Annotated in this window: 8 protein-coding genes and 1 tRNA gene; 7 read left to right on the plus strand and 2 right to left on the minus strand. The window is 52.2% G+C overall.

The features are described 5' to 3' along the window. Positions 1–108 precede the first annotated feature (108 nt). From ACP7BZ_RS19265 to ACP7BZ_RS19275, 3 genes are all read left to right on the plus strand, one after another. Positions 109–2,151 carry a M13 family metallopeptidase gene (locus ACP7BZ_RS19265; RefSeq protein WP_426116141.1) on the plus strand — a complete coding sequence of 681 codons (2,043 nt, stop codon included), beginning with the start codon at positions 109–111 and terminating at the stop codon, positions 2,149–2,151. A 120-nt stretch (positions 2,152–2,271) separates the two neighbouring features. Next, complete coding sequence (locus ACP7BZ_RS19270; protein WP_426116462.1) at positions 2,272–4,311, plus strand: M13 family metallopeptidase; 2,040 nt, start codon at positions 2,272–2,274, stop codon at positions 4,309–4,311. 292 nt (positions 4,312–4,603) lie between these two features. Continuing rightward, positions 4,604–5,632, plus strand: a complete 1,029-nt coding sequence (locus ACP7BZ_RS19275) for an acyltransferase family protein (RefSeq protein ID WP_426116143.1) — start codon at positions 4,604–4,606, stop codon at positions 5,630–5,632. A 492-nt stretch (positions 5,633–6,124) separates the two neighbouring features. Here ACP7BZ_RS19275 and ACP7BZ_RS19280 read toward each other — a convergent pair whose 3' ends face one another. Then, complete coding sequence (locus ACP7BZ_RS19280) at positions 6,125–6,994, minus strand: c-type cytochrome (RefSeq protein ID WP_426116145.1); 870 nt, start codon at positions 6,992–6,994, stop codon at positions 6,125–6,127. A 389-nt stretch (positions 6,995–7,383) separates the two neighbouring features. Between ACP7BZ_RS19280 and ACP7BZ_RS19285 the strand changes: the two genes are divergently transcribed. The 4 genes from ACP7BZ_RS19285 to ACP7BZ_RS19300 all read left to right on the plus strand — a co-directional run bounded on the left by ACP7BZ_RS19285 (position 7,384) and on the right by ACP7BZ_RS19300 (position 11,242). Then, positions 7,384–8,034: a PEP-CTERM sorting domain-containing protein gene (locus ACP7BZ_RS19285; RefSeq protein WP_426116147.1), complete on the plus strand. Its 651-nt coding sequence runs from the start codon at positions 7,384–7,386 to the stop codon at positions 8,032–8,034. A gap of 107 nt (positions 8,035–8,141) precedes the next feature. Further along, positions 8,142–8,217, plus strand: a tRNA-Arg gene (locus ACP7BZ_RS19290). A gap of 250 nt (positions 8,218–8,467) precedes the next feature. After that, positions 8,468–10,015: an MBOAT family O-acyltransferase gene (locus tag ACP7BZ_RS19295; protein ID WP_426116149.1), complete on the plus strand. Its 1,548-nt coding sequence runs from the start codon at positions 8,468–8,470 to the stop codon at positions 10,013–10,015. Between the two features lie 9 nt (positions 10,016–10,024). Beyond that, entirely contained in the window at positions 10,025–11,242 is a 1,218-nt protein-coding gene (locus tag ACP7BZ_RS19300; RefSeq protein WP_426116151.1) for a hypothetical protein, read from the plus strand. Between the two features lie 374 nt (positions 11,243–11,616). On the opposite strand, the gene ACP7BZ_RS19305 is transcribed toward ACP7BZ_RS19300, so the two are convergent. Beyond that, positions 11,617–12,876, minus strand: a complete 1,260-nt coding sequence (locus ACP7BZ_RS19305) for a hypothetical protein (RefSeq protein ID WP_426116153.1) — start codon at positions 12,874–12,876, stop codon at positions 11,617–11,619. Positions 12,877–12,923 lie beyond the last annotated feature (47 nt).

The following is a 12,923-nucleotide window of genomic DNA, read 5'->3' on the forward strand; positions in this document are numbered from 1 at the left end:
TTTTCGCGCTGCTGTCACTGGACGGTGAGCCAAGGCCACGTGTGGTGTGATACGCTACATTTTCGGCGATCCGCCGGCCTCCTCTCCCTGCCCCAAAAGGACACTGCATTGAAACCATTTCTGCTCAGCACCCTGACCTTCAGCCTGGCAAGTGCCTTCGCCTTTGCCGCTGAACCGGCTTCGCCGACGGCGCCCATTTCCGGGATCGCCAAGGAGTACATCAATCCGTCCGTCCGCGCCCAGGACGACTTCTTTACGTATCTGAACGGCGAGTGGCTGCGCACCACGGAAATCCCGGCGGACAAGGCAAGCTGGGGCACCTTTGCCAAGATGCGCGACGATCTCAATCCCCAGCTGCAGGGCATTATCGAGGCGGCACAAAAAAATCCAAAAAAGCAGCCCGGCACCGAGATGCAGAAAATCGGCGACCTGTACGGCAGCTATATGGACGAGAGTCGCCTGAATGGACTCGGTTACAAGCCGCTTGCAGGCGAGTTGCAGCGTATTCGCATGGTCAAGGATAAAAAGGCCTTGCCGGCGTTGATGGCGCACCTGGGCCAGATCGGCGTGACCACGCCGTATGGCATGTATGTGGGGCAGGATGCGCGCAAGTCGACCGTCTACGCCGTCAGCATCAGCCAGAGCGGCCTGGGCTTGCCCGATCGCGATTACTACCTCAAGAAGGATGACGCCAAGCTGGCCGAAGCGCTGTCGAAATACGAGCAGTACGTGGCCACCACCCTGGGCATGGTTGGCGACAAGAACGCCGCTGCCGAAGCAAAAGCCATCGTTGCGCTGGAAACCGCGCTGGCGCAAGCGCAATGGACCAAGGTCGAGAATCGCGACCCCGTCAAGCGCTACAACAAGATGAGCTTTACGGAACTGGCCGCCTTGACCCCCGGCTACGACTGGAAATCGGCCATTGCCGGCGCCGGCGTGGCTGGCAAGACCGACTACGTCATCGTCGGCCAGCCCAGCTATCTGAAAGCGATGGACCAGGTGCTGGCCGAGACCGATCTGGCAACCTTAAAATCGTATTTCAGCTGGCAGTTGCTGCGCACTTATTCGCCGTATCTGTCGAAAGATTTTTATGACGCCAATTTCGCCTTTTATGGCACCGTCATCTCGGGCACCAAGCAAAACCAGCCGCGCTGGAAAAACGCCGTGGGTACTGTCGAGAGCGTGCTGGGTGAAGCGGTCGGTCACGTCTACGTGACGCAGTATTTCCCGGCCGAGCGCAAGGCGCGCATGGAGCAACTGGTGGCCAACGTGCTGGCCGCCTACAAGGAAAGTATCGACACGCTCGACTGGATGAGCCCGGAAACCAAGAAAGAAGCGCAAGCCAAGCTGGCCAAGTTCACGCCGAAAATCGGCTACCCGAACAAATGGCGCGACTATTCGGCGCTGACCATCAAGCCCAACGATTTGGCCGGCAACATCATGCGTGCGCGCACCTTTGCCTACAACCGCGGCATCAACAAGCTGGGCAAACCCATCGACCGCGAAGAATGGGGCATGACGCCGCAAACCGTCAACGCCTACTACAGTTCGTCGATGAACGAAATCGTCTTCCCCGCCTCGATCCTGCAGCCACCGTTTTTTGATATGCGCGCCGACGACGCCGTCAATTACGGTGCCATCGGCGCCGTGATTGGCCACGAAATCAGCCACGGTTTTGATGACAAGGGCAGCCTGTCCGATGGCGATGGCAATTTGCGTGACTGGTGGACCAAGGAAGACCGGGCCCGCTTCCAGGCCAAGGCCGATGCCATGGTGGCGCAATACAGCAGCTACAGCCCGCTGCCTGGCTACAACGTCAACGGCGCCCTGACGCTGGGCGAAAATATCGGCGACAACTCGGGCGTGGCGATCGCCTATAAAGCCTACAAATTGTCGCTCGGTGGCAAACCGGCGCCTGTCATCGATGGCTTCTCCGGCGACCAGCGTTTCTTCATGGGCTTCGGCCAGGTGTGGCGCATGAAAATGCGCGATGAACAGCAGATCGTCCAGGTCAAGACGGATCCCCATTCGCCTGGTCAATTCCGCACCAACGGCACCATGGTCAACCAGCCGGCGTTCTATGAAGCCTTTGACGTCAAGCCGGGCGACAAGATGTATGTGGCGCCGGACAAGCGCGTGATCATCTGGTAAGACTGTAGGTGATGTCGCCGGGAAGCGCCGCAGCCGGCGCTTGCCTTGTATCGTTAGATTGAAATCAATAACAACATACGCGGAGAATACGTGAAACCAACTATTATCAGTGCCCTCATCATGGGGGCCCTCGCCGTCATGGGCAACGCCAGCGCCGCTGGCGCAGCAAAAGCCGACGTCGCCAAGACCGCAGTCAAGGCCGGCAGCGCTTCCGGTATCGACGTTCAATATGTCGATCCGGCAGTGCGGGTGCAGGACGATTTTTTCAGCCACATGAATGGCAAGTGGCTCAAGGAAACCGCGATCCCTGCCGACAAGTCAAGCTGGGGTTCGTTCCAGAAGCTCGATGACGACACCCAGCCGCAGCTGCGCGCCATCATCGAACAATCGGCCAGTGGCAGCCCTGCGGTTGGCACTGACGCCCAGCGCATTGGCGATTACTATGCCAGCTTCATGGACGAGAAAACCGTCGATGCCCGTGGCTTGAGCCCGCTGACCGACGAGCTGGCGCGCGTTGCCGCTCTAAAGGACAAGGCCGAATTGCCGGCGCTGCTGGCGCACCTGGGCCAGCTGGGCGTGGGCGTGCCTTACGATTTCGGTATTCACCAGGATGCCAAGGATTCGACCAAGTATGTGGCCGACCTGTCGCAGGGCGGCCTCGGCCTGCCCGACCGCGATTATTACCTGAAGGCCGATGACGCCAAGCTGGCCGATGCATTGGCAAAATATCGGATTCACGTGGAAAAAATGCTGACGCTGGCGGGCGACGCCAACGCCGCCGCCAACGCCAAAAAAATCGTCGATTTCGAGACCGAGATCGCGAAAGTCCAGTGGACCAAGGTAGAAAACCGCGACCCCGTCAAGACGTACAACAAGGTCGAGCTGGCAAAGATGGCAGAAGTGGCGCCCGGCTACGATTGGGTCAGTTACCTGGCCGCCGCCGGCATCAGCCAGAAGGTGGGCTACGTCATCGTCAGCCAGCCCAGCTACTTAAAAGGGTTTGCCGAATTGTCGGCCAAGACGCCGCTCGACACCTGGAAAGCGTATCTGCAATTTCATTTGATTGGCTCCTACGCCAATTTCCTGTCAAAGCCGTTTGTTGACGAACGCTTTGCCTTCTATGGCACGGTGTTGTCGGGCGTGACGGAAATGCGGCCGCGCTGGAAGCGCGCCGTCAGCACCGTCGAGGGTTCGCTGGGCGAGAGCCTGGGCAAGTTGTATGTTGAACAACATTTCCCGGCCGAGCGCAAGGCGCGCATGGAAGTGCTGGTCAAGAACCTGCTGGCGGCCTATAAATCGAGCATCGACAAGCTCGACTGGATGAGTCCGGCGACCCGCAAGGAAGCGCAGGCCAAGCTGGCAAAATTTACCCCAAAAATTGGTTATCCCAACAAGTGGAAAGATTATTCGGCGCTGGTGGTCAAGCGTGACGACCTGGTGGGCAACGTCATGCGCTCGCGCGTGCTCGAGAGCAATCGCGAACTGAATAAACTGGGCAAACCGATCGACCGCGACGAATGGGGCATGACGCCGCAAACCGTCAACGCGTACTACAATCCGGAAATGAACGAGATCGTGTTCCCGGCTTCGATCCTGCAGCCACCATTTTTTGATGCCAGTGCCGACGACGCCGTCAACTATGGCGCCATTGGCGCCGTCATCGGCCACGAGATCAGTCACGGTTTCGACGACCAGGGCGCCCAGTACGATGGCGACGGCAATCTGCGTGACTGGTGGACTGCGGCCGACCACAAGAACTTCGAAGTGAAGACCAAGATGCTGGTCAAGCAGTACAGCGGCTACAGCCCGCTGCCTGGCTACCCCGTCAATGGCGAACTGACCCTGGGCGAAAACATCGCCGACAACTCGGGTCTGGCGATTGCGTACAAGGCCTATAAATTGTCTCTCAAAGGCAAAAAAGCCCCCGTGATCGACGGCTTGACGGGCGACCAGCGTTTCTTCATGGGCTTTGGCCAGGTGTGGCGCATGAAGATGCGTGAAGCGCAGCAAATCGTGCAAGTCAAAACCGACCCGCATTCACCGGGCCAGTTCCGTGCCAACGGCACGTTGATGAACCAGCCAGGTTTCTACGAGGCCTTCAAGGTCAAGCCGGGTGACAAGATGTATTTGGCGCCGAAGGATCGGGTCATCATCTGGTAATGAGTACTTAGCCGGAGAAAATGGCCGCTCTAGCGGCCATTTTTATATCCACATCAACATTTCAAGCGCAGGTAGATGCGATTTAGTGACGTCCGCCTCTGATTATCACTCGCTTAAATTATCACTGTCCGGTAATCGGCTGGTCAAGTCAGCAGCGCAGCTGATGGCAGAAATTTTTGCATTTTGGATAGCAATATTACGTAAAATTTTGCAACACAAACAATTTCAATAAAATTTTATTTGTGAATCCAAGTTAAAATTGAAGTCATTGTCAATATCGATACGTACCCTTATGAATCCTAACGGAAAATTGCTTTATTTTGATGGTTGGCGCGGCCTCGCGGTTGCGCTGCTATTAGTGGGACATTTCTTCCCGATTCCCGGAATAAATGTTGGTAATTTTGGCGTCAATCTATTTTTTGTTTTGTCAGGACTGTTAATGACAAAAATATTAATTATCGATAACGTTCCGATTCCGGTATTTTACAGGCGAAGGGTCTCCAGGATTTTTCCCGCATTTCTGTCTTACTTAGCTATAACGACACTAATATTCATTTTCTCGCACCACGATGTTAGATGGGAGGAATTTTTCAGCGCAATTACATTCACTAAGAATTACTATACTCAAGAAGGCGGCGATCAAATGCCTCTTGGTCATATCTGGTCGCTTTCGGTAGAAGAACATAGTTATATTGTGTTGTCCGGGCTTGCTATTCTTTCGAGGATTGGTCGTGTAAGAATAATAACTTCTCTACTTTTTTTGATTGGCGCAATAGTCAGCATATGTATGATCTATTACTTCACGGCGCCGGACGTTCAAATTTATTCGCTGACACATCGGAGTGAAGTCGCAGCTCTACCGATTTTTGCAGCTGGACTTTTTATGCTATTGCCGCGCTTGCCGAGTCGGTTTGATTGGATGATCGCTCCGTTTACGTTTTTCGTCGCAGCGGCTGTGCAGTGGTGGTCTCTCCCTTTTCCCATAAGAATAATAATTGGTTCATTTGCGCTTGCTATTTGTATCGGAACGCTGGGCAAGGCTGGCCGGTGGACCTTGGCATGTATTTCATGGAAGCCATTGCGCTTACTTGGACTGTGGTCCTATTCGATTTATTTGTGGCAGCAGCCATTTTATTTGCTTCAAGCTGAGGGACTGCATCCCGGGCTGGGTGCGTTATTAGGTATTACTTGCGGTATTGCCTCTTACTACCTTATCGAATCGCCAGCACGCATCTATTTAAATGCAACTTGGGGCAAAAAAACATCAGTCGTATCGAATGGACATCTGGGCCCTACGGCAATGGCTAACGATGATAAATAAGAGGCCTTACTCGCTTTGGTGAAAGCCGGATCCAGCGCGGGGAATTCTTCGTAGCGTGCATTGCCGTGTGATTGGTGTTGGCATCCCGGAAATGGAAGGCGCGCGCAGCGATGGCGATGACGACAGAAGCGATCACGTCGGTACCCGCCGCGCGGCGTAGCTGCAGTCGCCCTCCATGACGTCAATTCTCTTGCTTGCGATGACGCAGTGAAAAGTGCAACGGTGAACTGCGCGACCTCGCAGGCGGGTTAAGAGCCTATGCCGATAGTACGCGGACGCCGGGGGCGATAGGTGGCAAGCGCGGGCAAGGCATGAGCCCGCGGCATGGCTCACCACCGATTGGCAACTGCTCGACGAACATCGCGACATCCCTTTATCAGTTGCGCCAGCGACGACTCCGACCACCGAGTCAATCTCTTAGGCTGATTCTAGTTACCTGATGTTTCGCGTGCCATTTCAAATCGCCCTCTGAAAGGGCGCAGCCACGCGCACCTACTTTGCCGCACTCGCCAAGTAGTCGACCGCTGCCTTGACTTCGGCGTCAGTAGCGGAGGAACCTCCCTTTGCCGGCATTACCCCAGCTTTGCCTTGAAATCCCTTGATCGCGTGCTCATACAGCACTGCATTTCCTTGTGCCAGGCGTGGCGCCCAAGCAGCCTTGTCGGCAAACTTGGGCGCGCCTGCGATGCCTGCACCGTGGCACGCAACGCAGGCGCCGTCGTAGATTTTTTTGCCGCTGTCGGCGCTGGCAAGAATGGCTGGCACAGTTACTGCGGCAGCTGCAGCTGCTGGAGCAACGGCAACAGGAGTAACGGCGGCAGCAGGGGCCGCTTCGGCGGCCCCTGCTGAGCTAGCGGGGGCAGGCGCGACCGGCTCCTTGAATGCAGCGCCGCTCTTGTTAGTCATGTAGACAACGGCTCGCGCTACTTCGATGTCGTCGAGATCGGGGTTGCCGCCTTTGGCAGGCATGGCGCGGATCCCTTCGATGGCGTGCTTGACTAAGATATCGTAACCCTGACCAATGCGCGCGGCCCAGCCCGCACTATCGCCAAGCTTGGGCGCACCTGCGGCACCGGAGGCGTGGCAGGCAGCGCAGATGGCGGCGAATACCGCCTCACCGGACTGCAGTACTTTTGGCGCGCTGGCATCGCGGAAAGTGTAGCCGGCGTCGGCCACTGGCTGAAGGCGGGCGACGATGGCCTTGCTGTCCTGGCTATCGGAACCAGCGCCAGTCAGTTTTTCGGTGGTGACGAACGACACCAGCAAAATGATTCCAATGACCGTGACGAGGAAGAACCCAGCCACGGCAGCGACGAGCTGCTTGGGAGTGCGGATTGCGGATTCGTTATGTGCGTCGCTCATGAAAGTCCTTAAAACAAACTATAAATTTGCCCAATCGCGCAATTGTGCTTGAGACATTGCAAACAATCGCTCGCCGATTATAGACCCAAAGACATCCATTTGAAACGAAATCAGGTGTTGCGTCGCCACATGAAAACAGCGTCCACCAGAGGCTCGCTGACGATACTTGGGCGATGAGACCGCAAATCGAGGCCGATCAGCCTGGATACCTTAAAGGAAAGCAAAAGCGGGCAAGTTGATCGGTAGCCGGTGTCGAAAAACTTTACAGTGAACGTTTCGTACGGGGTCTCCTTCTGATAAGTGACTGAATTTTATAAGAAATAAAATGATGGAACGGAATTTGCTTACCCATGGACGGTCGCTGTTTGCGCTTTACCGGAGTAATTTTCATGAAAAATATATTCGTCGCTACTCTGCTGTCTATCGCGGTTTGTATCGGCCTGGTTTCCACCGCATCGGCGTCACCCGTCGTAATGCTGGGTAGCAATTACTCGCTGTACCTCAATGGTTCGGTAAGTGGCAATGCCCGTGACCTCACATCACAGTTTAACGCCGCGCCGAGCGAGTTTTCCCGCAACGGCTTGGCGCTAACGGTCAGCGAAGTCGACATTGACCAAGGCAACGGTGTCAACCTGATCTCATTGACGCTGCTGGCCACCGGTCCCCTTTTTCCCGATGCTGCTGATTCTGTTGAGCTTGGTGTGGGCGTTTTCGGCGACGGAATCGATCTATTACGCCAAGTGAAGCTGACGCAGGCTACGCTCGATCTGTTCGACGCCGACGGCAGCCCGTTCACAACCTTGGAGCTGCCGATTGATGGTGCGGCGTCATGGGACGGCATTTACCCTTCCATCTTCAACGTCATCTCATTTTTCCCTGACGGAATCCCTATTTTCGGATTTTCCTTTAATTTTACCGTGACCGGCGAAGCAGATCCGACAACGCCCCCTTCCGATGTGCCAGAGCCAAGCAGCTTGATGTTGTTCGCCGTCGCGATATTTGCAGCCGGCCTTTGGCCACGTAGCAGGACCGTACGCTAAGCCATCGTTCAGTGAAGCGTCTGAAAGCGCGCTGCGTCCGTTAGCAACATTTTCAATGGACGGCAGGTCGGAAAAACGGTATCCTTCGGCTCTGTCTAGATGTCAACGCGGCTGTAGCTCAGTGGATAGAGTATTGGCCTCCGAAGCCAAGGGTCGTGGGTTCGATCCCCGCCAGCCGCACCATTCGACTTCACCTGCACATCAAAAATTTCCCGTATAGCTGATACGTAATAGCTATGTCGAAGCGTTGCGAATTGGTACAATTTAAACTTGACGTATTCTAACGAGTGTTAAATACTGTCATGTGTGACACCCTTGGTACGCCACGCCCTCGTCATGCAATGCCTCCTATTTGATAGGTCGACATCACGTCTTCACCTTTCAAAATTCGCTCTATCCACCGTCTCACTCAACTCAATTAGGTAATAGCAGAATGCTGTTCAATTCTTACAGTTTCCTGCTAATTTTCCTGCCTGTTACGCTGGTCGGTTTCTTTTTTTTCAATCGAAATAGCCAATTCTGGGGCGCCGCGTGGCTCGCAGCCGCTTCAATATTTTTTTACGGATGGTGGGACTACCGTTATTTACCGCTGCTGCTCGGTTCAATTATTTTTAATTACTGGAGTGCGCTGAATTTACGGACCGGGCCAGTACAGATCCGCCGCCGAATATTGATCGCAGCCATTTGCGCCAACCTTGCGCTCCTGATCTACTACAAGTATGCAGGTTTTTTCGCCACTTCGCTGGCGAACCTCCTTAGCTTGCATAGAGTGATTTTTCACATTATTCTGCCGGTAGGAATTTCGTTTTTTACGTTCACTCAGATCGCTTTTCTTGTTGATACTTACCAGGGTAAGGTAAAGGAAAGCCGTTTTATTAATTATTTGTTGTTCGTAACATACTTTCCGCACTTGATTGCTGGTCCCGTGCTTCATCATAAAGACATGATGCCGCAGTTTTCTGACCCGAAACTTTTCCGTCTTTCCGCGCAATCCGTAGCCATTGGAGTGACCCTATTTTTCATCGGTCTTGCCAAAAAAGTGTTGATTGCAGACAACATATCGCCCTTCGCCTCGGGTGTCTTTGACGGCGGCACTGCGCCAACGATGCTAGTCGCGTGGTCAGGTGTGCTGGCGTACGCTTTTCAGCTGTACTTTGATTTTTCCGGATATTCCGACATGGCAATCGGACTGTCTAGGTTTTTTGGTGTTCGCCTGCCATTGAATTTTGATTCGCCTTATAAGTCTGAGGATATTGCCGAGTTCTGGCGCCGCTGGCATATGACGCTATCGCAGTTTTTGCGGGATTATCTTTATATTCCCTTGGGCGGTAACCGACACGGCAACGTGCGGCGCTCCTTGAATCTGATGATAACAATGGTACTCGGCGGGCTATGGCACGGCGCTGGTTGGAATTTCGTAATCTGGGGATTTTTACACGGTGTTTTTCTCAGCATCCATCAGCTATGGGCTAGGTTGGCGCAATTCTTACATTTTCCAGTGCACTCGGGTATGTGGAGACTCGCAGGTACTATAATCACCTTTCTTGCAGTTTGCGTGGCTTGGGTGTTTTTTCGCGCATCTGATTTCCAAACCGCGTGGATCATTCTCCAAGGTATGTTTGGTGCGAATGGTATTGCACTGCCGGATTCAATATTTCGTCACCTGGCGCCAATGCAGAGGTACTTTGAAATACTCGGCGTAACGAGCTATTTGGGCGGAGGATCGGTCTTCGTCGAAAGCTGGAGTTGGATTTTTGTTGTCGCGATTATCATCTTTGCGTTTCCTAACACTCAGCAAATTCTTAACCGCTTTGATCCCGCGCTTGATTTCCGGCGTAATCCTGAGGTCGGAGGTGACGCTATGGCGCGAATGTTCACGTGGTATCCTACGCGTAGCTGGGCAGTTGTCACCGCCGCGCTGGCACTCGCGAGTTTGTTGTCCCTTAATCGGCCCGCCGAATTTTTATATTTTCAGTTTTAGGATGATGCGGTGTTATCGCCTTCTCAGCCCCATTTCAAGAATTACCTCGCAAGCGTAGTCGGGTTCCTCGCTGCCGGAGTCATTATCGTTGTGACGTCGGTTATCGTGGTCGATCCGTATGGGCTGTATGGAGTGATAAACAGCTCATTCAACGTCATTAAACCTGGCCTAAACCGTTATCAGAGTGAGATCAAACTGCAGCGCGCAATTCATAGTAATCCTGAGTTCGTCATTCTTGGAAATTCACGTGCCGAAATTGGATTTGATCCTGACTCGCCAGCGTTCGGACGTCTCGCAGGTCGGGGATTTAATTTGTCGGTCCCAGGAACCGGAATCAACACAGCCATTGAGCAGCTTGATAACTTAGCTACAGCGGGAATCAAGCCTAGCATAATCATCATCGGCGTTGAATTTATCGATTTTCTCACTGTTAGCACTGCATTAGGCAACACAAAATCAACTTCATCAGCATCCAAGGAACCCTCCCGTAGTGTAATTTGGTGGCAATTCGATGCGCTATTTTCGATGGAGACGTTGAAGGACGTGGTGCGGACCCTACGTCTGCAGCGTAGTGAAGAGACCGCGAGCCTTTCGTCAAAAGGATTTAATCCCTTGAATGAATATAAAGCTTATGTAAGAGACGACGGTTATCATAAAATATTCGAACAGAGGTCATTAGAGAACGCTGCAATATTTCGCCATAAGTCTCAGCTTGCTCTATCAAAGAGTGATTTAGAATCATTACATACTCTGCTGTTAGCGGCAACGAAAAATGGCGCTGAAGTAAAGATGCTAATATATCCATATCATGCGCAGATTATGGCCATGTTTGAGGATGCTGGTTTATGGAGTCTCTTTGAATTATGGAAGCTTCAACTTGTTGAGGAAGTGGCAATCCTGAAACAGGAAGCCCCTGAGAGAAAGCTGGCGCTGTTCGACTTTAGCGGTTTTGGCACAATGAATTGTGAGCATATTCCGCTGAAGAGTGAGAAGGGCAGTGTCGAAACCAAGTGGTATTGGGAAGCTGGACATTTCAAGAAAACTTTAGGAGATCTGATTGTTCGACGAATCATGCAGCAATCAGATGCCTCAAGCAATCCTGACTTTGGCGTAGCTCTGGAACGATCAACACAGCTGAGCAATAAGCTTCGTATTGAACGTGAACGTTCTGTCTGTTCTTTGGCACAGCCCAGGTTGTTTGAATATTCGAGAAGGTTATTCAGATAATAAAGATTTGAATAATTTTTCCAGTGGCTCTTAATTGACTGTCTATTTCACTGGCCTAAAAATATATCGTCGCGTTGCGGTGTTTCGCTGAAGTCACGATTGCGTCGATGTTTAAAAAAGTACCTTCAGCGGACAATCTTGAGCGCTTAGTATTTTGAAAGAATTCAGCCTTACTACTCCGACGCGCGCGGCACGGAAAACAATAAGGCGGCGCGGCTGGAAACCAGCTTGAACGAAAGCGTACTGAGAGTCATCACCGATTTAAGTTGGATCTGCTGATCATTCTCAAGATAATCAATTTTTACACCCCGCATTTCGCCGGCCACCGCGAGTCGGTCATTTCTTGAAACTGAGTTCTTTAGATTGTACTTATGCTAATTAATTCTTACTATCTGAGGCTTGCCGTCCTTTGCTGTACAGTAAACAAAGCTCTGCAAGGAGGGAATCCACCGAAACTTTGACCACATACCATTCCGCGCAGATTTCAGCGCGGTAGATCCAGAAGTATCTGACGACCAATGCTTCACTTCGACTTTACTCCAAGTCCAAGGATTGGTTTCCGGATTGTACATCGGTGGAGATAGCTTTACGATTACTGGTGGGGACACTGTACTGTCAATTCCAACGATACATCCTAATTCCTCCACCCATTGCAATCCCATCATGTCTGGACGATTGTATGTTCCCACGCTGCCGTCGTAGCCATCGCCGAGCGATGGCACCACCCCAAGAGTGACGTTATAGTTCGTTATTCCTGACGTCAAATTGCGTAAATAGAGGCTACGATAGCCTTGGCCCGAGTAATTGCCAGAGCTGTATCCGCCGTCGATTGCGATAAGCAGATCTAACTTTCCGCATAAAACTATTGTGCCGTTAGCTAAATTCCCACCTAGCGCTGGAAATTGTGTGATTGCTCCCGTCTTATCAACAAAAAGGGTGTAGTCAACGCTCCCAGTTGTTGCCACCCACCAACCTTGACGAACATTATCGATGACGGTGATAGGGTAGGAGCCACCATCTGCCCCATCTTTACTGAATCGAATACGTGTTGGGTCCACGTTCTGACTCTGCTTTGTAGTTAGTTGAGTGTAACCAAAATTACTCTTCGATACGTCTAATAAATTAATGCGATTTAGGTAGTTATTTCCTGCCCAGAAGAATGATGCTAATGATCCGCGCTTGGCGCCGCCCCATGCTGCTGGAAGTTCTTGGAGTCCCAAGTAGGTGTGTGGTGTGTAAGGTGTTCCATCTGAAAAAACACCAATACTAGTTATAGTCGAAATTGAATTTTTTGAATTCGGAACATTTGTCGCGCTCCACTGCAAAGTTGAGAAATCGCAAATAAGAGCAAATTGCATATTCGGCGTGTCGGGGCTCGGCTCATGGCCACTACTATAGTAAACTTGTGCACCCAATGGACTAAAGTCACGCAATACTGCACTGCCTCCCCAGTTGACAAAAGCGCTATCTGCGCCTTGACTGTCGCCGGCATACAAGGCAGGAACGACATCCGCTGGATTGTTGCTCATTGGTACATCGGCAAAATATCCGGTTGGGGGAACCCAAGTCGGTAGGATTGACGAAGTAACTGGTTTTATTTTAATACTGAATGCGTTTGAGAAGACTTGTGTCATGATGGAATTGACCTTGCGATGGAAATTGTATGAGCTATATTTTATCT

Origin of the sequence: Massilia sp. PWRC2, from assembly GCF_049896725.1 — a bacterium.
Classification (GTDB): domain Bacteria; phylum Pseudomonadota; class Gammaproteobacteria; order Burkholderiales; family Burkholderiaceae_D; genus JAFCUW01.

What these genes read in the sequence shown, in the direction of transcription:
- ACP7BZ_RS19285 (WP_426116147.1), top strand. Translation starts at nt 7,384, where the DNA reads ATGAAAAATATATTCGTCGCTACTCTGCTGTCTATCGCGGTTTGTATC.
- ACP7BZ_RS19275 (WP_426116143.1), top strand. Translation starts at nt 4,604, where the DNA reads ATGAATCCTAACGGAAAATTGCTTTATTTTGATGGTTGGCGCGGCCTC.
- ACP7BZ_RS19270 (WP_426116462.1), top strand. Translation starts at nt 2,272, where the DNA reads ATGGGGGCCCTCGCCGTCATGGGCAACGCCAGCGCCGCTGGCGCAGCA.
- ACP7BZ_RS19295 (WP_426116149.1), top strand. Translation starts at nt 8,468, where the DNA reads ATGCTGTTCAATTCTTACAGTTTCCTGCTAATTTTCCTGCCTGTTACG.
- ACP7BZ_RS19305 (WP_426116153.1), bottom strand. Translation starts at nt 12,876, where the DNA reads ATGACACAAGTCTTCTCAAACGCATTCAGTATTAAAATAAAACCAGTT.
- ACP7BZ_RS19280 (WP_426116145.1), bottom strand. Translation starts at nt 6,994, where the DNA reads ATGAGCGACGCACATAACGAATCCGCAATCCGCACTCCCAAGCAGCTC.